Here is a 21,324-nt window from a genome sequence, read left to right as displayed (position 1 = left end):
GACGCCGTAGGTCACGCCCGACACCGCTACCGCGATGTCGCCGTCGTAGGTTTCCTTGGCTTCCTCGACCATTTTGGTGATGGAGGTCCACACCGGAATGTGGGTCAGCAGCAGGCGCTCGGCGCCGGCCTCGGTGGCCATCTGCCCGGCGCGTTTACCGGTCAGGTGCACCCCTTCGATGTGGTCGTCGCGTCCCTCTTCGAACGCGGCCTCACAGAGGAACATATCCGAATCGCGAGCGGCCTCCACCAGACCCTCGCAGGTATCGGTATCGCCGGAATACGTCAGAATACTGGTCAGTTCCTCACCATCTGGTCCCGGCTCGCGGGCCTCGACGCGCAGCGCGTAGGCCTCTTCGATGGGATGGCGCACCGGGTATGGGGTGATGGTGAACGGCCCAACCTGTACCGGTTGCCGCGAGGCCCAAGACTTAAAGTGGTAGTCCTTGCGCATGGTGTCGCCCTCGGGCAGACCGTAAGCGGTTTCGATACGTTTCGCGGTGGCCTGTGGTCCGTGCACCAGCATCCGGTCGCGGCCCCACCCCTCGGGGTCCCAACGAATGGCCACGTGCATCCCGCACAGATCCATGCAGTGATCCGGATGCAGATGCGAGATCATGATCCCGTCAATATCCTTCAGATCCGTGTAGCGCTGCAGCACGCCGAGAGCGCCGGAGCCCAGATCCAGCAGAATCTTCCAGTCGCGGGTGCCGTCGAAAGCGGTCACCAAATAGCATGAGGCCGGCGAGCCCGGACCCGGGAAGGAACCGGTACACCCGATTATGGTCAGCTTCATTGGTTACTCGCTTTCGAGGCGGCAATCATCTGCGGGGTCACCCGGGCAATTGCCCCGGTGGGGTACCTCGCTGCTACGTTGTCCACGTGACGCACCTGATGGACTTCGGGGCCCAGAAAGCGTCGCGCCAGTATCTCAAAGCTATCAGCGTTGCCGGTAGCGAGAAATTCGTGACGCGCCGGTTCGCCGTCGTCACGCAGCAGTCCGTGGCCGGTGAGCGCCTTGAAGGTGTCCTTCGCGGTTTCCTCCGCACTGGACACCAGCGTGACCGCGTCGCCCATCACATAGGAGATCACACCAGTCAGCAGCGGATAGTGGGTGCAACCGAGAATCAGGGTGTCCACCCCGGCGGCCTGGAGTGGCGCCAAATATTCACGGGCCACCTCGAGCAGTTCGGCGCCGGCGGTAATTCCAGATTCGACGAATTCTACGAAACGTGGGCACGCCGCGGCCGTAATCTCAAGGTTCGGAGCCGCGGCGAAGGCATCCTCATAGGCGCGCGAGCCAACGGTGGCTTCGGTGCCGATCAGGCCGATCTTGCCGTTTTTGGTGGCGGCCACGGCGCGGCGCACCGCCGGTTGGATCACTTCGATCACCGGGATCCCATAGCCGGCGGTGTAACGTTCCCGGGCGTCGCGCAGCACCGCCGAGGAGGCCGAGTTGCAGGCGATGACCAACGCCTTCACCCCGGCGTCGACCAGCTCATCCATAACCCCCAGCGCGTTGGCGCGCACCTGGGCGATGGGCAAGGGACCGTAGGGAGAGTTTTTCGTGTCGCCCACGTAGATCAGCGATTCGCCGGGCAGCTGGTCGATGATGGCGCGGGCGACGGTCAGCCCGCCGACCCCGGAATCGAAGATTCCGACGGGCGTGTTTTGCTCCGGGGTGCTGGCCGGGGCGGTGGCAAAGTGGGAGGGCATTTACGCCTGCTCATTCAATAGGGCGGACATCAAACTGTCCTGTAGCCAAGAGACCAGGTTGTAGACCAGCGCCAGGTAGTCCTCTTGGGTCTGGACTTCGGCGGCGTCGAGGATCTGCCCGATGCGTTCGGCATCGGCTTCATCCTCGATGTCCAGTCGGGTGGCTAACACCAGACGGACGTCGTTGAGCGCCTGGGCGAAGCGGGTGGCCTGGGCAGTATCGCCGAAGAGCACCTTCTCGGATTCGAGCAGTAACTGTCCCTCGCGTAGCCGCCCGAGTTTTTCGCTGAGCAGGTCGGCCTCGGTCAGTCGACGAAATTCGGCCGCCACTTCGGGGTCCTGGCTCGCGTCCGGGAGCAACCGGTGCACGGCCGGGTCGGAGGGAACCGGTAACTGAGCGTCGCTTGGACGCATCCCGGTCAGCGCGTAAAGCGGATCCACCTCATCATCGAGGGCGTGGACCTCTTGGCACCCGGTGAGCAGTTCGATCACATCGCCGAAGAGCTTGCCCAGCAGGGCACGTTCTGCCGAGGGCAGCGACCCGGCGATGCCGCGGGCGGTATTTCTAAAGCCTGTGGCCACGGGCCTAGACCTCCTGGGTCATGGTGGCCTGCAACCCGAAACCGTGCATGGCATGCACGTCGGACTCGATCTTTTCCTTCGGGCCACTACGCACCACGCAATGCCCGTCCTGGTGCACGCACATCATCAGGTGCTCGGCTTTCTCCCGGGGGAAACCGAAATAGGAGCGGAACACATAGGACACGTAACTCATCAGGTTTACCGGATCGTTCCACACGATCAGGCGCCAGGGCTTTTCCTGCACCACCTGTGATTCGGTCTGTTCATACACGTCGGGCATTACGGTCATAACTACATTTTACGCTCCCACGGCCCCAATGAGCGTGCCGCAGCGCGCAATATCACCATCCCGGCCGTGACGTTATACAGTAAAACTCGATTCACCTACCCTCCCACCTTTGGAGCGCCTCGATGCTCACGAGCCTTTTCACCGATCACTACGAGCTGACCATGTTGCAGGCGGCGCTGGCCTCGGGGGCCGCTCACCGCCCCAGCGTGTTCGAGGCTTTCGCCCGACGCCTGCCCGAGGGCCGCCGCTACGGAGTGGTGGCCGGCACCGGCCGCCTGCTCGAGGGATTGCGCGATTTCCATTTCGACGACGAGTCGCTGCGCTTCCTCTCCGATACCAAGGTCGTGGACAAGGCCACCATCTCCTACTTGGAGAATTTCCGCTTCAGCGGCACCATCACCGGCTACGCCGAAGGTGAACTGTATTTCCCAAATTCGCCGGTGCTCACCGTGCAGTCGACCTTCGCCGAGGCCTGCGTGATCGAAACCTACCTGCTGTCGATTCTGAACCACGATTCGGCGATCGCCTCGGCCGCCTCACGCATGATAGCCTCCGCCTCGGGGCGCCCCTGCATCGAAATGGGCTCGCGGCGCACCCACGAGGAATCCGCCGTGGCCGCCGCCCGTGCCGCGGTGATTGCCGGGTTCACCTCCACCTCCAATCTGGAGGCCGGCAGCCGCTATGGGCTGAAAACCCTGGGCACCTCCGCGCACTCCTTCACGCTGCTACATGACACCGAGGCCGATGCCTTCGCCGCCCAGGTCGCCTCGCTGGGCCGCGGCACCACCTTGCTGGTGGATACCTACGATGTGGAGCGCGGGGTGCGCACCGCCGTCGAGGTCGCCGGTCCCGAACTCGGCGCCGTCCGGCTCGACTCGGGCGATCTGGTGCAACAGGCCACCTGGGTGCGTGAGCTGCTCGACGATTTGGGGAACTGGAACACCAAGATCACCGTGACGAGCGACCTGGACGAATACGCCATCGCCGCGTTGGCCAGCGCCCCGGTGGACGCCTACGGTGTGGGCACCGCGCTGGTGACCGGGTCCGGGCACCCCACCGCCTCGATGGTCTACAAGCTGGTCGCGCGGCACGATGCGCAGGGTAACTGGGTGCCGGTCGCCAAGGCCGCCACCAATAAGGCCAGTGTCGGCGGGCGTAAGCGCGGCTTCCGCCAGCTCAATGAGCGCGGCCGTGCGGTGACCGAATTGGTCACCCTCAACGACGCAGACCCGCAGGTCGATGCTCGGGCGCTCACCGTGCCGCTGGTGGTCGATGGGGAGATCGATACCCGCTATGTGGGGGCCGAAGGAGTGCGCCTGGCGGCGCAACGGCACCACGACTCGATTCAGGAGCTACCGGGCGAGGCCAGGAAGCTCCAACGCGGCGAACCGGTAATTCCCACCGAATTCTTGGAAAACTAGCGCACACTGGTGCCCAGCACCGCTAGCCTGTAGCGTCACCATCGGCCCGAAGGGAGCCAACAGATGAGCAACGCCCTGATCATCGTGGATGTGCAGCCGGACTTTTGCGAGAACGGCGCACTGCCGGTCACCGGTGGAGAAATGGTGGCCTCCGCCATCGCCTCGGACGTCGAATCCCGGCGCTCACACTATGCAGCGATCGTCACCACCCAAGACTGGCATATCGACCCCGGAGAGCACTTCTCCTCCACCCCGGATTTCGTCGATTCGTGGCCGGTGCACTGTGTCGCCGGCACCCCGGGCGCCGAGCTGCACCCGGCGATCGCCGACCTTCCGGTCGATGCCCATTTCGCCAAGGGGCGCTTCACCGCCGCCTACTCGGGATTCGAGGCCCGTGAAATGCTCCCCCAGGCTCCCAAGGACGACGAATCCGGGGCGCTGTTAGGCGACTGGTTGCGCGAGCACGGTATCACCTCGGTGGACGTGGTGGGGCTGGCGGCAGATCACTGCGTGCGCGCCACCGCCCTGGACGCCGCATCGCAGGGTTTTCACACCACCGTGATCGCCCCATTGACCGCGGCGGTCTCGCGCGAGAACATGCCGCACGTCCACGACGAACTACGCGCCGCGGGGGTCACGGTCCTCACCCTCGGCTAACGAACCGCAGACCGCAGAGAACCGGCCCGGACGCACCTTTGAAGGGGTGCGTCCGGGCCGGTTCTCAGTGCAACGGGTAGATGTGCCTGCGACTATTTCTCGCCCACGGTCAGCGAGGCGTCCCCGGAGGCGGTATGTTCGGGATTCTGCTCATGTTCGTGCTGAATCTTGCCCGGCTGCAGGGTGCGGGTGATATCCCCCGGCTTGACCAGATCGATCTCCCCGGTGGCCTGCAGGTACCACTCGGTCAGTTGCGGGTCCTCGGTATGCAGCCCGGCCCCGGCGCCCTCTTCCTTATCCACCGCGGTGGCGTTGAAGACGAAGTCATCGCCGTAGTCCTCGATGCCACGCCGGATACCCTGCGCGATGGCGGCGTGGGCGAACTTGGCCCGCAGGATATAGGGGTCGGTGCGCAGATCCCGCCACCAGGCCACGATGATCCCCATCACCACGAAGGCGAAGGGCAGCGCCGAAACAACCATCAGCGATTGCAGGCCGCTGAGCCCCTCTTCACCACCGGCCAGCAGCAGCGAGGCGGCTGTCAAACCCAGCAACAGACCCCACACAACGGTGACCCAGCGCGAAGGTTCGGGCCTGCCACGCTGCGACATCGAGGCCATCACGATCGAGGCGGAGTCGGCCGAGGTGATGAAGAAGACCACGATGGAGACCAGCGCGATAATTGACAGCACGGTACTACCGGGCAGGTTATCGAGCAGGGCGAAGAGCATGGCCTGCGGCGAACCGGCATCGCTGATGCTCTGGCCCGTCATCTCCATCCACATCGACGTGCCGCCGAAAATGGAGAACCAGAAGAAACACACCAGGGCCGGGACGATGATGACCACGGTGACAAATTCACGCAGCGTCCGGCCGCGCGAAATCTTGGCGATAAAGAGCCCGACGAACGGCGTCCAGGTCACCCACCATGCCCAGTAATAGGTGGTCCAGCCACCCATGAACTCGGCGGCCTCGGGACTCTGATTCGGGTTGCGCATCAACATGGTAAACAGGTCGCCGAAGAAGGCGGCCATCCCGGCGGGCATGAAGTTCAACAGGTACAGCGTCGGGCCGACCAGGAAGATAAACAGCGCCAGCAACCCGGCCAACACCATATTCAGATTCGACAGCGCGCGGATGCCGCGCTTGACCCCGGAGACCGCCGAGAGGATGAACATCACCGTCAGCAGGGTGATGGCCCCAATTAAGAAAGCGTTGCCCACCGGGCCGGCCCCGGTGACGACCTCGTAGCCGCGCCCGATCTGCAGCGCGCCGATGCCCAAGGAAATCGCTGTGCCAAAGAGGGTGACGAGAATGGCAAAAATATCGATGGTGGCCCCGATCGGGCCGTGGGTGCGACGCCCAAAAATCGGCTCGAAGATCGACGAGATCAGCGGCGGCCGTCCACGCCGGTAGGCGCTATAGGCGATGGCCCCGCCCACCAGCGCGTAGTAGGCCCACGCGATCGGGCCCCAGTGCAGCATGGTTTGCGCCATCGCATCGTGCATTGCATCCGGAGTTCCGGCGGTTGATTCGAAACCATAGGGCGGGTTCTGGAAATACACCAGCGGCTCGTAGGGACCATAGAACAGCAGACCGATGCCAATGCCGGCCGAAAACAGCATCGCCACCCACGAGACGGTGGAGAACTCGGGCTTTTCCTCATCCGCACCCAAGCGGATCCCGCCGGTGCGTGAATACCCGACGATAAGCATGAACACCGCGATGGCGACCGAGAGCAACCCGAACATCCATCCAAAGTTCGTGGTCACCCAGGACAGGGCGATCCCACCGACGCTGGAGACCGAGTCCGGGGCGAAGACGGCCCAGAGAATGACCGCGAGGATCAGCGCCCCGGAAAGGGCAAAGACGAGCTTATTGGTCCGAAAGTCCTGCCGGGTCGATTCGACCCCGATCCCTGGGATCAGGGCCGGGTGCACCAACCCGGGTTGCGTAAATTCCTTGAGCAGCTTGCGCATCGGAGGCCGACTACGCGCCGTGGCCTGCTCCTGTGGTTCGTTATTCTCTGCCATATCTGTTCACCTGAGTTCGCGTTCTGTCACTGAGCTAGCACCTTTGGGACGGTTCTGTCACCCGACCCGTCGACCGCACCAGCTTGGCGGATCGGCCGCGGCCCGCCGCGCAGCATCTTGGGCGGCGTCCGGCAGGGCCACACTCCGCCCCGACTGCTGCTCGACGTGGAGCCCGAGGATCTCCTCGGTGGCCACCAGCTGCTCGCCGCGATACATCTCATGTGCCAGGTGCAACTTCTTGGCCCCGTGTCCGGCGAGCACGGTGCGAACCGTGAGCCGCTGGCCGAGGCCGACCTCCGCGAGGTAACGCACATGCGCCTCCACGGTATACAGCGAGCACCCCGTTCGTTGCCGGTAGTCGGCGTCCAGCCCCAGTCGGTCCATCGCCGCATCGGTGGCAAAGCCGAAGACCAGCACATAGTAGGCCTCGGACATATGCCCGTTGTAGTCGATCCATGCCTCGTCGACGACGGTCGCGTAGTCGCTGAAGACGCGTTCGGATGCCAGATTCATCGCTGTCCCCCGGCCAGTTTGCGGATTGCCACGATCCCCGCGTCGCGTTCGGCGACCAGATCGCCGAAGCTACGTTCCCCGGCGGCCGAGTCACAACCGGCCACCACGGCATCGCGCAGCTGCCCGGTCAGTTCCGGGGCGAGCAACCGGGTCCACGGTGACTTCAGCGAGGGACCAAAATGATCAAGCATATGGGCCATGCCGCCCTCTCCACCGGCTAAGTGGAAGGTGAGCATCGGGCCGTGCATTGGCCAGCGCAAGCCGGGACCGTCGGTGATCGAACGGTCAATCTGCTCGACGGTCGCCTCCCCCTGATCAATCATGTGAAGCGCCTCGCGCCACAGCGCCTCCTGTAGCCGGTTCGCGATGAACCCGGGCACCTCGCGCTCCATCAGGATCACCGACTTGCCGATCAGCTCGTAGAACTTCGCCGCCCAGCGCACCGCGGCCGGGTCGGTCAGCTCCCCGCCAACGACCTCCACCAGCGGAATTAGGTACGGCGGGTTGAAGGGGTGCCCGACCACGAAACGTTCCGGATGCGCCAGGTCCACCGCCATCTCGGTCATCGGGTAGCCCGAGGTCGAGGAACCGATGACGACGTCGGGTGCGGTTAGCTCATCCAGCTCGGCAAAGAGCTCGCGCTTGAGTTGCAGATTCTCGGGGGCGGATTCCTGCACGAACCCGGCATCGGCCACCGCCTCGGCCAGATCGCGGTGCACCGTGAAGGCATTCTTGTCGGCACCTTCGACCATGTCCAGCTCGGCCAACGCCGGCCAGGCCGCGTCGATGAGTCGGCCAAGTTTCTCCGCTGCATCTTCGGCCGGATCCCAGACCTTCACCCGGTAGCCGCGGGCCAGGAAGTATGCGGCCCAGCCGCCGCCGATGGTACCGGCACCGATGCAGGCGATGGTGTCGACGCTCGAGGCCGGACGTAGCGCGATCATGAGGCGGCTCCGGTCGGGAGCTGGACCTTGAGGTTGAGGATCTCACGGGCCTCGGCCGGGGTGGCCACCTGCGCGCCGAGGTTTTCGATGATGCTCACGGCCCGGTCGGTCAGCTGAGCATTGGTGGCCTTCACTCCTCTGGACAGATACAGATTATCTTCCAGACCAACGCGCGCGTGTCCGCCCGCGAGCACGGATTGCGCGACCCAGGGCAATTGATTGGCGCCAATGGCGAAGGAGGTAAATTCGGCCCCCTTGGGGAGCAACTGCACCATGGCCTGCAGCAACCCGGCGTCTACCGGCGCCCCATAGGGAATGCCCATGCACAGTTGGTACAGCGGCGGCGGATCGATCAGGCCCTCCTGCACCAACACGTTGGCGAACCACAGATTGCCGGTGTCGAAGATTTCAAGTTCCGGGCGCACTCCCAACTCCTGGATGCGGGCCGCGCCCTCGCGCAACATATCCGGGGTGGAAACATAGAGATTGCTCCCCTCGCCGAAGTTCAGCGACCCACAGTCGAGGGTGCAGATTTCGGGAAGCAATTGCTCCACATGCGGTAACCGCTCGAGGCCGCTGACCAGATCGGTGCCCGGCAGGTACGTGGTCGGATGGTGCGGATCGATGACCAGATCCCCGCCCATCCCGGCGGTCAGGTTCAATACCGGGTCGACCTCGGAGGCGCGGACCCGTTCGACGACCTCGCGGTAATACTCCACCTTGCGCGAACCGAGCTTCGATTCGGGGTCACGGACGTGGATATGCACCACCGAGGCACCGGCGCGGGCGGCGGCGATCGCGTCATTGGCGATCTCCTCCGGCGTGACCGGCACGAATTCGCTTTTTCCGGTGGTGTCCCCTGCCCCGGTGACGGCACAGGTCAAAATGACTTTTCGGTTCATGTTTCGGCTCCATTCCGCAAGAATGTCGGCAAATGGTGGTCGGTGGGTTAGGAGGTCGTCCAGCGCGCTTCGGCTCGTGAGCCCGCCACGGCAAGGCAACGGCGTAAGTAGTCCTGCAGGCCGCGGGCCATGGCCGGCGCCTCGATGACATGGGTTAGGACCTTAATGCCATAGCCATCGACCAGCGAGGTCAGTTCGGTGGCCATCGCTTCGGCGTCCCCGGCCCGGAACAGTCCTTGCCGCTGCCCGTCCTCGATGGTACTGCGCACGGTAGCGACCCACCGCGCATAGCTCTCGAGATATGCCGGGTTGCGTCGCCCATCCACGGTGATCTTGTTCCAGGTCTGCAACCAGATGGACCATTCCATTTCGGCGGTGTGCCCATCGGGAGACTGCAGTTCGAGCAATCGGGTCAGCCGCTCGGCCGGGTCGCTGACATCACTCAGCCAGGCAACCTGCCGGTCGTAGGCCAGCTTGACCGAGTAGGCCATGGCAGCGGTGTGAAGATCTTGCTTAGTCGGGAAATAGTAGTGCACTGTCGCGCTAGATACCCCGGCTTCGGCGGCGATATCGACGATCCGCACCGACTCGAAACCCTGCTCGGCGAAAAGGCGCCAGGCCGCTTCGGTGATTTTGCGATGCTTTAACTTCTGATCAGCCGAGCGCGAGGGATGCCCGGAACTGGGCGTCGCCGGCGGGTCCGCGGAGACGGCCGAGGATTGCTCGCCCATGATCCAGCTGACCGTCACTCCGGTGGCCATCGCCAGCCGCAACAGCTCGTCGGCCGTGAAGCGTCGCAGACCCTTGAGTGACTTAGATAGCTTGGTTTCTTCGATATCCGCCTGCGTGGCGATGTCGCGTTGCGAGCTTCCGCTCTTCTTGATGGCAAGGCGCACTCGGTCGGCGAGCGCACTACCGGTCAACGTCGTTGGCATGACAGCCAGCCTAGGCGTGGTTCGCGCAGATCGCAAGTTTTTTGATGCTCAGTCAAAAATTGCGATTTCGTGAGACAGCTCGCAACCTCAATCGAGTCGTTAACGCAGAACACCCCCGAAGGCGACCGATTCGGTCCCCTTCGGGGGTGTTCTGATGCGGGTTGACTACTTACGTCCGACGAACCAATCTTGGAGCTTATCGATGCGCGCCTGTAGTTGTTCGGCCGTGGCCTGCGGCACCGCCGGGCCACCGCAAACGCTGCGCAACTTATTGTGTACCTGGCCGTGGGGCATACCGGTCCGTGCGGCCCAGGCCGACACATTCTTGGACAGCTTGGTGCGCAGGTCCATCATCCGCCGGTGATCCGATACCGGTTCCGGTTTCGAGGCTCCCTTGCTGATCTGCTTGCTCTGTTGCTGCCGCAACAGCTCGGAGACCTGTTCGGTATCGAGCAATCCGGGGATACCCAAGAATCCCAGCTCTTCTTCGCTGCCCAGCTCGGCACCGGTGCCGAATTCGCCGCCGTCAAAGAGCACACGGTCAAAGGAGGCCTGCGAGTTGAGCGCTTCGAAGTTGTTGCGCACCAACTCATCGCTGGCTTTATCTTCCTTATTCGCCGCCTCGATCAGGGAATCGTCGAGCCCATCCTCGGTCTTCTCCCCCGCGCGATCCAGTGCGTGGTCCCGTTCGACCTCCATCTCGTTGGCCAAGGCCATCAAGATCGGCACCGAAGGCAGGAACACGCTGGCCACTTCGCCGCGCTTACGGCTACGCACGAAGCGGCCCACGGCCTGAGCGAAGAACAACGGGGTTGACGTCGAGGTCGCGTAGACGCCGACGCAGAGCCGCGGCACGTCCACGCCTTCGGACACCATGCGCACCGCAACCATCCAGCGCGCGTCGGATTCGGAGAATTCGTCGATCTTCTCCGAGGCCTTGGGGTCGTCGGAGAGAATCGTGGTGACCTTCTCCCCGCAGATCGCCTCGAGCTGTGCCGCGTAGCCGCGCGCATCTTCATGGTCGGTGGCAATCACCAGGCCGCCGGCGTCCTTGACGCTTCGGCGCACCTCGGACAGACGACGATCGGCAGCCCGCAACACCGAGGGGATCCAGTCGCCGGCCGGGTCGAGCGCGGTACGCCAAGCATGCGCGGTGACGTCCTTGGTGAACCCGGCACCGAGGTTGGCTTCCATTTCCTCACCGGCCGAAGTCCGCCAGCGCATATTTCCCGAGTAGGCCATGAACAGCACCGGACGCACCACGTGATCGGCGAGGGCGTTGCCGTAGCCATAGGTGTAATCCGCCTTCGAACGGCGAATACCGTCGCCCTCGTCCACGTAGTTCACAAACGGGATGGGGGCCGCGTCGGAGCGGAATGGTGTACCGGTGAGCGCCAGGCGCCGAGTGGCCGGTTCGAAGGCCTCACGAATACCATCGCCCCAGCTCAACGCGTCACCGGCGTGGTGCACCTCGTCCATAATGACCAGGGTGCGGGCCGCTTCGGTTTTGGCTCGGTGCACCGCGGGTTTCAGGGCGACCTGCGCGTAGGTCACCACGACACCCAAGTAATGATCGCCGTGGCGACCATCGGAGTTTTTGTAGTTCGGGTCCAACGCGAGGCCCACACGGGCCGCCGCATCGGCCCACTGCTTCTTCAGGTGGTCGGTGGGGGCCACCACGATCATTCGGTTGATCTTCTTCGAATCAACCAACACCTTGGCCAGGCGTAGCGCGAAGGTCGTCTTACCGGCGCCGGGGGTCGCCACGGCCATGAAGTCCTTCGGTTCGGTGTCGAAGTACTTGGCCAATGCCTCGGCCTGCCAGGCGCGAAGCTTCGGGCCGGTACCCCAGGCCGCTCGTTCTGGGTATGCGACCGGAAGCTTATCTTCTAGTGGAAGTTTGTCACCTAAGTCGAATAGTGTTTCGGTCATCTAGCCCCTCCCGGAAAACCTGCGTGGATACCTAATTACTCGCCCATCATGGACTCGTAGATTTCCTTGCATTCCGGGCAGACGGGGAACTTTTTCGGGTCGCGGCCGGGCACCCATACCTTGCCGCACAGGGCGATGACGGGGTCGCCGGAGAGGGCCGACTCCATGATTTTTTCTTTCCGCACGTAGTGCGCAAAACGCTCATGATCGCCCGGTTCGACGGTTTCCCGTGTCTCGGTGCGTTCGATGGTTGCCGTGCCGCCGCGTGTTTCTTCAGACTCTTCGACCATGCAGTCAATTCTAGTACGGACGAAGCCAAATGCGGGGCCAGTCTTGCTGGGAGCTTCTGCACAACGCAGCCCGCTAAGCCGCTCATAAACAGCGAAAAACCCGCGAAAACATCTCTGAATCCGCGGGTTTCTCGGCACCGGGCAATGCGCTACTTATTAAGCATCACGGCCTGCATGAGTTCGGGTTGGCGCTGCTCGAACCAGCGACCGCCCCAGACCATGCCGGCGAAGAGCAAACCTGCCCCGTAGATGAGCGCGAGGGCGAGCGTCACGAACCCGAGCATCGTCGACTGCTGGGCCAGCCCGAAGGCAAAGGGAATGATCACCGGCACCAGCAACAGCCCCATCAGGGCGAAGGTGCCCAGCTGTGTCACTGCCACGCGCATGCCATTTCCCGGCGGGGTTTTCATCGGGTTATCCCCGGGCAGCGGCACCGAGTAGGTATAGCGCGCCGACACCACCGAGGACACCGCGAAGCCCACCAGCAGGGCGGCCAGGGACAAGCCTAGATCCCCCACCACACGCCAGCTCTGTCCGGACAGTAGCCCGGGCAGGATCCCCGCGGCCAGGATCGGAATAATTGAAATGAGTCCGACGGCCAGAACGCGGCCGGCGCGGTCGGCACGCCCGCTAACCCCGGTGAGCACATGAAGCGCGAACGCGGTGTTGTCGTAGGAAATATCAGCGGAGATGGAAAAGCCCAAGAGCACGCCGATAATCGGGCCGACCAGGAACATCAGGGTGAAGTTTCCGGTCTGCGTGCCCATGAAGTAGAACAGCACCGGCAGCAAGGGCACCATGATCACGCTAATGGCATAGCGCGGGTCGCGGAACCAATAGGTGAGGCAGCGTGCCGCCACCGCCCCGGTCGGGGTACTCGGCAGCCACTTGAAGAAGCCAAGCCCCTTCGCGGCCGCCGCCTTATTCTGCGGTGGTGGGGCGATCACCGCCGCGCTCGTGGCGCGCACCAGCAACCAGACCAACCCCGCAAGGTAAAGCAGTCCGAGTCCGAGATGTATCAGCCCGCTGCTGGCAAAACTCTGCTCAACTACGCTGCCGGGCACGGCCCCAAAGGTACCGAAGGGAGTGTAGCTAAGCACCTCGGTGACCGGACCGATCCAGCTGCCGGCCTGTTCCCCGGCCTGCGCCACGAGGTTGATAATGGGCCCGAGCATAATCAGTACGGTAAAAAGCAGCCCGAAGCTGATCTCCCTAAAGCGTCGCTTCGAACGCAGGGTGGTCGCCACGATGGTGAGATACTGGCAGGCCAGAATCGCCATGACGGCGGTAGCCAGATTCGCCAGCAACGCCACGGCAAAGGCCCCGGCATTCAGCCGCCAGAGCACCGAGAAGCACAGCATCGCCACGACGGTCAGCAGAGCCGGGACGGAAATGAAACCGGCCAGGATCAATCCCGGGGAGAGCTTTTTCGACGGGATGCCGAAGTGCACGAAACGCGCCGGCTCGAGGGTCAGATCAACGCCGGTTAGCAGCGGCGGGATGATCGCCCAGCCCAGCACCACAACCGAGGAAACCAGCACCGAGATCGGCGTCAACCACGAGCCTTGATCGGCGACGAACCACGCGGCGACGATCAGCAGAGCCACCAAACCCAGTGCGTAGAGACCACCGACGATCACGCCGACGAGCTGCCACGGGCTACGGCGAAAACCGTTGGCCAGCAGCCGTAGCTTCAGTCTTAGGATGTGCGCAACCACGAGAGCCCCTCCCCGGTACCGCGGCCACCGACCAGCTCGACGAAGCGTTCCTCGAGCGTTGAACCGGCGCGTACCTCGTCCACCGTGCCCGAGGCCTTGAGCACCCCGCCATCGATGACCGCCACATGGGTACACATGCGCTGCACCAAATCCATCACGTGGGAGGAAACGATCACGGTGCCACCATAGGCGACATAGTCGGCGAGAATGTCGCGGATATTTGCCGCCGAGACCGGATCGACCGCCTCGAAAGGTTCGTCAAGCACGAGCAGCTTCGGGGAATGAATCATGGCGGTGGCAAGTGCGATCTTCTTGGTCATACCGGCCGAGTAGTCGACGACGAGCTTATCCGCGTCGTTCGTCAGATCCATCACGCGCAGCAGGTCTTCGGTGCGTTCGGCCACTTCCTGCTGGGCCATGCCGCGCAGCAGACCCGAATAGGTCACCAGTTGGCGTCCGGAGAGTCGGTCAAACTGGCGAACTCCGTCGGCCAGCACGCCCAGGGTGGATTTAGCCGCACTGGGATCGGCCCAGATGTCCACGCCATTGACCAGCGCGGTGCCCGCATCGGGTCGGAGCAGACCGGTGGCCATGGAGAGCATCGTCGTCTTACCGGCCCCGTTCGGGCCCACGAGGCCAAACATGGAGCCGACCGGAACGGTCAGGCTCACGTTATTGACCGCGACCTTTGCCCCAAATTGTTTCGAGAGATTGCTGACCTGCAGCGCAACGGTAGTCATGCCTCGAGCCTAACAACCCTCCATTGCCCGGTTCATCATCCTTTGGAGTTAATCTTTGCACGTTACGTTTCAACCGGCGCCAGGCCCCGAACCCCAGCCCCACCAGTTGATGCGATGGTTAAACAGCCAGCGGCCCGACTCGTCGCTAAGGACGAATCGGGCCGCAGGCAACGGTGACGGCTAGGGCGTCACGGTGCTTCTTAGAACAACACCCGGGCCAGCTTCTGGCGTGACGCGGCCACGCGTTCATCGGAATTGCCCACCACGGCGTACAGTTCAATCAGGCGACGACGCACGCGTTCGCGATCATCATCGGCCAGCGTAGCGATCAGCGAGACCAGCCGGGCAAAAGCATCCTCGACATGTCCGCCCACCACGTCCAGATCGGCCACGTTCAACTGAGCGGTGATATCTTGCGGGTTAGCCGCTGCGGCGGCGCGCGCCTCATTCAGATCCAGGTTCGCGGTGCGCGAGAGCAGGCGCACCTGATACACGCCCACCTGAGCCTCGTGGTCATTGGGCTTCTCGTTCAAGGCCTGCAAGTAGGCGGCCTCGGCGGCAGCGTAGTCACCCTCTTCGATCGCGTCGATGGCCTTCTGGTGCAGCGGCGGCAGTTCCGCTTCGGCCGCGGCCTCGCCCTGGCCCAGTGGTGGAATGGTCCCGCCGGGCATACCCTGCTGGGCAGCCAACTCGAGGAGCTGATCGAGCACCTGAGAAATCTGCTCATCACTGGCCGGTCCCTGGAACAACGGCACCGGCTGGCCCTTGACCAGGGCCACGGTGAGCGGCACCTGCTGTGCTTGGAAGGCTTGGACGATCCCCTGCTGCGCTTCGGCGTCCACCAAACCAAGGGCGAAGGCACCACCGCGGGCATCGACCAGACGACGCAGCGACGCATCCAGCTGCACCGAGGCCTGCACGCGCGGCACACCGAGAGAAACCAGCACCGGCACCTGGGCCGACAGGCTGACAAACTGCTGGAAATTCGCTTCGGTAAGTTCGATGCACCAGCTGGCGACGGCCTGCCCCTCGTTCTGGGCCGTATTTGAGGCGGCCTGCGCCACCGCGGAAAGATCCACGGCCCCGCGGGCTGATGGAATATGTGGTTCAGTCATTGGTAAACCTCGTTTCTGCTAGTCGTCGGCCTGTTTCGCGCCCAGCAAGGTCACTTCACCGGCGATCAGCGAGATCTTCTGGTCGCTATCGGCCGCCGGAATGTAGAACATCACCGGGGTGGCGTAGCTGACTTCAACCGCCTTATTGGAGGTGGAAGATCCCAGCAGGGCCTTGGTCAGGTCATTGACCACATCCAGCACGTCGGCGTCCTCGCCGCGGCTAAAGGTGACCTTCTCGTTGATGCGCGCCGTCACTAGGGCCCCGCCATCCGGGGTGGAGATGACGCTGGTGTCCTTCTCGTTGACCGAGGTCTTACGCTCGATCTTGGCTTCGTCGCGGTTCTTATCCTCGTCCTTCTGCTTAGCATGCAGCTGCTCGAGGAGCGCGGACTTTTCGAACTGGTCCTTCTCCTTGGCCTTCTCATCGCCCATCACCTTGGCCAGAGCCTTGGCGGCATCCTTCGGCGTGGCCTTCAGCCCCTTGGCGTCGGGCTCGAGCTGTTTCACCGACGGATCGCCCACGGCAATGCCCGGGAAGGTGGAGTTCGGCAACATCTTGGCCGCGAAGACGACCTTGTAGTTTGCCCGGGCGTTATCCTGCTGCAGGGTCAGCGCGGTGGGCAGGGTGTTGGCATCCTGATCCTTGGCGGTCACCACGGTGATGCGGCGCGGGAATTTCACCTCGCTGGCGTTGGGTACCGCGGCGGAACGGACCACCGAGGTTTCCACCGGAATCAGCTTCTCGGCGCCCTTGATCTTATCCTTCAAGATCTTGTAGCGGGTGTCGCGAATGGACTTGAACGCGCCAGCGGCACGCCATCCCAGACGGTCCGAATCGTGCTTGTCATCGGCGGCGCCGATCTGCTTCTGGACATCCTTGAGCAGGCGGGTCAACTGCTCTTCGGTCACCACCGGGTAGGCCAGAGACTCGGCGTCCGTGCTCGCGGCGTCCTTCGAGGACTCGGACTCGGTGGCCTGCTCCGACTTCTGCTCCGACTCCTTCGCCGCGTCCGAGGCCTTGGCCTCGTCGGATTTGGCCGGCTCGGATTCCTTGGAGGATTCGGTCGGGCTCATGGGTAGCGAGACCGCGCCGGTGCCCAGTGCCAGCACGGCGGCCAGGGCCACCGAGAACTGCGCCGGGGACTTGGCCGGGGTCTTCTTGGTGTTACCGCGCACCGCCAGCAGGGCGGCACCCAATACGAGCAGCAACGCACCGATGATGATCAGCGGCAGAGCCCACGGCATGGCATCGTCGTTGTCATAGGTAATGGAGATGTCTACGGGCGCCGGCTTCTTTCCATCGGCGGCCAACAGCAGGGACCACTGTCCGTCATCCGGAGCGGTCCAGCGGTAGGTCATGGTGCCATCGGCCTTCTGCGAGTCGAAGAAGATGTCATCGCCGGCCGGGTTCGGCACCTCCTTCTTCCCGTCGGTGTAGTTGGCCTGCAGGCTGGCATTGGCCCGATCGATCCCCTCGAGGGTGACATGCGCGGCGTCATCCACCCAAGCCTGCACCTCGGCGGAGCGTGCCAGCGAAGCGGTGAATTCGCCCTCACCCTTAATAACCAGTTCCACCGGCGCAAGATGTGCGTCGTTGATAGTTGGTTCGATCACGGTCAGTGGCGCTTCGTCGGAGAACTGCGGCATTGAAGCCGTCACCGTCTCCGGCGGCGCCCAGAAGGTCTTCTGCCCGATGCCGACAATCAGGGCCGCGACCCCGAGCAGCATCGCGATCACTGAGATAATTTTTCGCACGGCTCCACCCATTCGCCTATGGTCTTCGCTTTTCTAATCCCCAGTCTAACGAGTGCCGCCAGAACGTGGTTCCCGCAACCCGGTGTGAGCCTGCTCAATCCGGGTTGCCGGAGGGGATATGCTCAACACTATGGAGCGCAACACCCCCAGTGAACCCCTCGAACCGCAACCCGAGGCCACCGACGAGCAGGTCGAGCCGCAGGGCAAGCCCGAGGTCGAAGCCGAGCCGCACCCGAGCCCGAGCCCGAGCAGGGTATTGCCCCATCGCGTGACCCGGGCGATGCGCCGGCTGTTGCGTGGCGTCCCCGAACCGGATATCCCCGAGCACCCGCTCAGCGGCGAAGAGAACCCGCAGTTCGAACCGCTCTCGGCCCTGCATCCGATTGCCATCGGTTTTCTGGGCACGCTCGGGGTGGGCATCGCACTGGGCGGCTTCTACCTGCTGACCAACGTCGGACAGTTGGTCACCTGGATTTCGGTGGCGCTGTTCATCGCCCTAGGACTGGACCCGGTGGTGCGCTTCTTGATGCGTCGCGGACTCGGTCGACCGGCGGCCGTGGTGGTCACCATGGTGGGGCTCTTCGCGCTCTTCGGCGGCTTCATGGCGCTGATCATTCCGATGCTGATCACCCAGATCACCCAGTTCATCGACGACGCCCCGGAGATTGTGTCCAACTTCGTGAACAGCGAATGGGTGCATAACCTCGATAACCAATTCGGGCTCTCCGAACGAGTGACCACCGAGGTGGATAAGTTCTTCGGTGATTCCGGGGCCGTAACCCAGCTCTTCGGCGGTGTGCTCGGCGTCTCGCAGACGGTGGCGCAGTCGATGTTCGGTGTGCTGATCGTGCTGGTGCTGGCCGTGTACTTCCTGGCCTCGTTGCCCTCGATCAATCACTTTGCCCTGCGTCTGGCCCCGAACTCCAAGCGCAAGCGCGTCGATCAGTTGTTGACCCGCATCACCCGCTCGGTGGGTAACTACGTGATGGGCCAAGCCAGCGTGGCCGGGCTCAACGCGCTGGTGGCGATGACGTTGATGCTGGTCCTTGGGGTGCCCTTTGCCGCGCTGCTTACCGCCGCGGTGGCGGTGCTGGCCTTCATCCCGATGGTGGGCGCGGTGATTGCCGGGGTGCTGGTCACCCTGGTGAGCTTCTCGCTGGGCTGGCAGAGCGCGCTGGTCTACGCGCTGTGCTACTTCGGCTATCTGCAGGTCGAGTCCTACGTGTTGGCTCCGCGCATCATGAATCGTGCGGTCTCGGTCCCCGGTGCGGTCGCGGTGATCTCGGTGATCGCCGGTGGCTCGCTGATGGGGATCACCGGTGCGCTGATGGCCATCCCGGTGGCCGCCTCGGCGATGATGCTCGTGCAAGAAATCTTCATCGCCCGGCAGGACCGCCGCTAATACCGGTAGGAACGAATCTTCCAGCAGTGCTCATGCCAGTGCCGGCGGGAATTCGCCGCGGCCTCATCCCCCGACCAGTGATCGGCCCGCCAAGCCACCACGTGCCCGACGCCGGGGGTGATGGTGCGGTGACAGCCCGGGCAGGTGTAATTTTTCACCGCATTCGCCCCGGCGATCTTGCGCACATGCCACTGCCCGTCCGGGGCATCCTGTAGCCGAACCACCCCATAGCGGGCGGCCTGGATCCAGTCTTCCTCGGGCTCCTGCTCCCATGCCCCGGGCCCGGAGCCACCCCGGGGGTTCGATCCGCGGCGGCGCTTAGGACGGTTATTGCGTGGCATGCCATTAATCATGCCGCACCGGGGCACGCCGGAGCCAACCGAAGACGGTAAAGTGGTGCGGGTGCGTTTAGTGGTTGCGAAATGTTCTGTAGATTATGTGGGCCGTTTGCGGGCCCACCTGCCCCTGGCTACCCGCCTGATCATGCATAAGGCCGACGGCTCGGTGCTGATTCACTCCGACGGCGGCAGTTACAAGCCGTTGAACTGGATGAATCCCCCGCTGACGTTGCGCACCCTCGAGGTCGACGAGGACGCCGCGGCACTGGGCATCACCGAAATCTGGCAGGTCTCCAGCGCTAAAAGCGATGACACGCTGACCATTAACTTCCACGGCGTCGAACACGATTCCGCCCACGAACTGGGCACCGACCCGGGGCTGATCAAGGACGGCGTGGAGGCCGACCTGCAGCGTTTGCTCGCCGAACAGATCGAACTGCTCGGCGACGGGCACACCCTGGTGCGCCGCGAGTACATGACCGCGATCGGTCCGGTGGATATTCTGGCCCGCGATGCGCAGGGCGCCACCGTGGCGGTGGAACTCAAGCGCCGCGGCGATATCGACGGCGTCGAGCAGCTGACCCGATACCTGGAACTGCTCAACCGTGACCCGCTGCTCAAACCCGTGCAGGGAGTCTTCGCCGCCCAGCAGATCAAACCGCAGGCTCGCACGCTGGCCGAGGACCGCGGCATCCGTTGCCTGGTACTGGACTACGATGCGATGCGCGGCGTCGATGACTCGGCGGGCCGCCTCTTCTAGACTTGGGGTATGAACACAGCCCAGCGCACGGTCATCTTTGCCACCCTGGTTTCGGACGGGCAGCGCATCACCGAGGGCGCGTTGGCGCTCGAGGGCGATCGCATCAGCTTCGCCGGCACCCGCGATGACTTCGCCGCCCTCGAGGACGCGGCAAGTTACACCGACTATCCGGTGCCCGAGGGCACCATCATCACCCCGGGGCTGGTGGATCTGCACTGCCACGGGGCCATCGGGGCGGACTTCCCGGCTCCCGAACCCGAAGCGGTGGCCAAGGCCATCGACTTCTTGCACCGCTCCGGTACCACCACGCTGCTCGGTTCGCTGGTCACCGCCGAACCGGCACTCATGGTGCAGGCCGCCGAGGCGCTGGCCGACTTCTGTGAGGATGGGCTGCTGGCCGGTATCCACTCCGAGGGCCCCTTCCTCTCCGCCGCGCGTTGCGGCGCCCAGGACCCCTGCTTCCTCAGCGACCCCGATCCGGAGTTCGTCGACGAGCTGGTCATGGCCGCCCGCGGCAATCTGCGCACCATGACCTACGCCCCGGAGCTAGCCGGTAGTGAGGAATTGCTCGAACAGCTCATCTCCCACGGGGTGGTGCCCTCGCTGGGGCACACCGACGCCAGCGCCGCGCAAACGCTCGACTCGCTGAACTTCGCCCGCGAGCAGCTGGCCAGCGCCGGCGTGGATGGCTTCACCGAGCGCCCCACCGTCACCCACCTCTTCAACGGCATGCCGCCGTTGCATCACCGCGCCCCGGGCCCGGTGGCCGCCTGCCTGCAGCTGGCGGCGCGTGGCCAGGCCGTGGTGGAGTTGATCGCCGACGGCGTGCATCTGGATCCGTACACAGTGCAGTGGGTGTTCTCCACGGTCCGCTCCCCCAACATTCTGCTGGTCACCGATTCGATGGCCGCCGCCGGGCTCGCCGACGGAAAGTACAGCCTCGGCCCGCAGCAGGTACAGGTCAAGGACGGTCAGGCCCGGTTGATCTCCGACGGTTCCCTGGCCGGTGGCACCGCCACGTTGCTGCAGGTGGTGCGGGGCACCGTGGCCGCCGGGGTTCCTCTGGAACACGCCATTCTCTCGGCCACGAGCGTGCCGGCCACGCTGATCGGCCTGGCCGATGAGGTCGGTTCGCTGCATCATGGCTTCGCCGCCAACCTGTTGCTGCTCGACGAGCACCTGAACCTGCAGCAGGTGTTCCGCCAGGGCGAGTTGCTCCCCGCCCCGGTCACGGCCTAGGCGTCCGCAGGTACGCAAAATCCCCCGCACCTCCCGAAAACTTC

General features: G+C 63.9%; 20 protein-coding genes and 1 pseudogene. 5 read left to right on the top strand and 16 right to left on the bottom strand.

The window, feature by feature from the left end:
• The 4 genes and pseudogenes from ACYU0X_RS07075 to clpS all read right to left on the bottom strand — a co-directional run.
• Window positions 1-795 (bottom strand): annotated as a pseudogene (locus ACYU0X_RS07075) (MBL fold metallo-hydrolase); the annotation flags it as partial.
• A complete protein-coding gene (gene murI / locus ACYU0X_RS07070) occupies window positions 792-1,715 on the bottom strand; it encodes a glutamate racemase (RefSeq protein WP_418908993.1) in 924 nt (307 codons plus the stop codon). The gene murI and the pseudogene ACYU0X_RS07075, both read right to left, overlap by 4 nt.
• Complete coding sequence (locus ACYU0X_RS07065; protein ID WP_461902551.1) at window positions 1,716-2,297, bottom strand: DUF2017 domain-containing protein; 582 nt, start codon at window positions 2,295-2,297, stop codon at window positions 1,716-1,718.
• Between the two features lie 4 nt (window positions 2,298-2,301).
• The gene (gene clpS, locus ACYU0X_RS07060) at window positions 2,302-2,586 is read right to left on the bottom strand and encodes an ATP-dependent Clp protease adapter ClpS (protein WP_418908991.1); all 285 of its coding nucleotides are present in this window, start codon (window positions 2,584-2,586) and stop codon (window positions 2,302-2,304) included.
• Window positions 2,587-2,708: 122 nt separating this feature from the next.
• On the opposite strand from clpS, the gene ACYU0X_RS07055 reads away from it, so the two are divergent.
• Window positions 2,709-4,007: a nicotinate phosphoribosyltransferase gene (locus ACYU0X_RS07055; protein ID WP_418908990.1), complete on the top strand. Its 1,299-nt coding sequence runs from the start codon at window positions 2,709-2,711 to the stop codon at window positions 4,005-4,007.
• 63 nt (window positions 4,008-4,070) lie between these two features.
• Window positions 4,071-4,664 (top strand): isochorismatase family protein, encoded by a 594-nt coding sequence (locus tag ACYU0X_RS07050; protein WP_461902550.1) that lies wholly within the window; start codon window positions 4,071-4,073, stop codon window positions 4,662-4,664.
• A gap of 92 nt (window positions 4,665-4,756) precedes the next feature.
• Here ACYU0X_RS07050 and ACYU0X_RS07045 read toward each other — a convergent pair whose 3' ends face one another.
• From ACYU0X_RS07045 to ACYU0X_RS06995, 11 genes are all read right to left on the bottom strand, one after another.
• Window positions 4,757-6,697: a BCCT family transporter gene (locus ACYU0X_RS07045; protein ID WP_309407705.1), complete on the bottom strand. Its 1,941-nt coding sequence runs from the start codon at window positions 6,695-6,697 to the stop codon at window positions 4,757-4,759.
• A gap of 57 nt (window positions 6,698-6,754) precedes the next feature.
• Window positions 6,755-7,210, bottom strand: a complete 456-nt coding sequence (locus ACYU0X_RS07040; RefSeq protein ID WP_461902549.1) for a thioesterase family protein — start codon at window positions 7,208-7,210, stop codon at window positions 6,755-6,757.
• Entirely contained in the window at window positions 7,207-8,154 is a 948-nt protein-coding gene (locus ACYU0X_RS07035; protein ID WP_461902548.1) for a 3-hydroxyacyl-CoA dehydrogenase NAD-binding domain-containing protein, read from the bottom strand. Before ACYU0X_RS07035 ends, ACYU0X_RS07040 begins: the two co-directional genes overlap by 4 nt.
• Complete coding sequence (locus ACYU0X_RS07030) at window positions 8,151-9,056, bottom strand: beta-keto acid cleavage family enzyme (RefSeq protein WP_461902547.1); 906 nt, start codon at window positions 9,054-9,056, stop codon at window positions 8,151-8,153. The genes ACYU0X_RS07035 and ACYU0X_RS07030 overlap by 4 nt, the downstream gene beginning before the upstream one ends.
• 47 nt (window positions 9,057-9,103) lie before the next feature.
• Window positions 9,104-9,991: a TetR family transcriptional regulator C-terminal domain-containing protein gene (locus ACYU0X_RS07025; protein ID WP_461902546.1), complete on the bottom strand. Its 888-nt coding sequence runs from the start codon at window positions 9,989-9,991 to the stop codon at window positions 9,104-9,106.
• Window positions 9,992-10,156: 165 nt separating this feature from the next.
• Window positions 10,157-11,923: a DEAD/DEAH box helicase gene (locus ACYU0X_RS07020; protein ID WP_461902545.1), complete on the bottom strand. Its 1,767-nt coding sequence runs from the start codon at window positions 11,921-11,923 to the stop codon at window positions 10,157-10,159.
• A gap of 35 nt (window positions 11,924-11,958) precedes the next feature.
• Window positions 11,959-12,213: a DUF3039 domain-containing protein gene (locus tag ACYU0X_RS07015; protein ID WP_309407713.1), complete on the bottom strand. Its 255-nt coding sequence runs from the start codon at window positions 12,211-12,213 to the stop codon at window positions 11,959-11,961.
• A gap of 149 nt (window positions 12,214-12,362) precedes the next feature.
• The gene (locus tag ACYU0X_RS07010) at window positions 12,363-13,931 is read right to left on the bottom strand and encodes a transporter (RefSeq protein ID WP_461902544.1); all 1,569 of its coding nucleotides are present in this window, start codon (window positions 13,929-13,931) and stop codon (window positions 12,363-12,365) included.
• Window positions 13,913-14,671 (bottom strand): ABC transporter ATP-binding protein, encoded by a 759-nt coding sequence (locus tag ACYU0X_RS07005; RefSeq protein WP_309407716.1) that lies wholly within the window; start codon window positions 14,669-14,671, stop codon window positions 13,913-13,915. Before ACYU0X_RS07005 ends, ACYU0X_RS07010 begins: the two co-directional genes overlap by 19 nt.
• A gap of 200 nt (window positions 14,672-14,871) precedes the next feature.
• Window positions 14,872-15,786, bottom strand: coding sequence for a co-chaperone YbbN (locus tag ACYU0X_RS07000; protein ID WP_461902543.1), 915 nt, complete (start codon window positions 15,784-15,786; stop codon window positions 14,872-14,874).
• Window positions 15,787-15,804: 18 nt separating this feature from the next.
• Window positions 15,805-17,523, bottom strand: a complete 1,719-nt coding sequence (locus tag ACYU0X_RS06995) for a hypothetical protein (RefSeq protein ID WP_461902542.1) — start codon at window positions 17,521-17,523, stop codon at window positions 15,805-15,807.
• A gap of 148 nt (window positions 17,524-17,671) precedes the next feature.
• Here ACYU0X_RS06995 and ACYU0X_RS06990 point away from each other — a divergent pair, with 148 nt between their 5' ends.
• On the top strand, window positions 17,672-18,943 hold the full coding sequence (locus tag ACYU0X_RS06990; protein ID WP_461902541.1) for an AI-2E family transporter: 1,272 nt from the start codon (window positions 17,672-17,674) through the stop codon (window positions 18,941-18,943).
• On the opposite strand, the gene ACYU0X_RS06985 is transcribed toward ACYU0X_RS06990, so the two are convergent.
• Window positions 18,940-19,284 (bottom strand): hypothetical protein, encoded by a 345-nt coding sequence (locus tag ACYU0X_RS06985; protein WP_418908979.1) that lies wholly within the window; start codon window positions 19,282-19,284, stop codon window positions 18,940-18,942. The genes ACYU0X_RS06990 and ACYU0X_RS06985 overlap by 4 nt on opposite strands.
• Before the next feature lie 61 nt (window positions 19,285-19,345).
• On the opposite strand from ACYU0X_RS06985, the gene nucS reads away from it, so the two are divergent.
• Both nucS and ACYU0X_RS06975 read left to right on the top strand, forming a co-directional pair.
• Window positions 19,346-20,041: an endonuclease NucS gene (gene nucS, locus ACYU0X_RS06980; RefSeq protein ID WP_418909316.1), complete on the top strand. Its 696-nt coding sequence runs from the start codon at window positions 19,346-19,348 to the stop codon at window positions 20,039-20,041.
• A gap of 9 nt (window positions 20,042-20,050) precedes the next feature.
• Window positions 20,051-21,280: an N-acetylglucosamine-6-phosphate deacetylase gene (locus ACYU0X_RS06975; RefSeq protein ID WP_461902540.1), complete on the top strand. Its 1,230-nt coding sequence runs from the start codon at window positions 20,051-20,053 to the stop codon at window positions 21,278-21,280.
• The last annotated feature ends 44 nt before the right edge of the window (window positions 21,281-21,324 follow it).

This window comes from Glutamicibacter sp. X7 (assembly GCF_054889245.1).
This window is presented reverse-complemented; position numbering and strand designations above follow the sequence as displayed.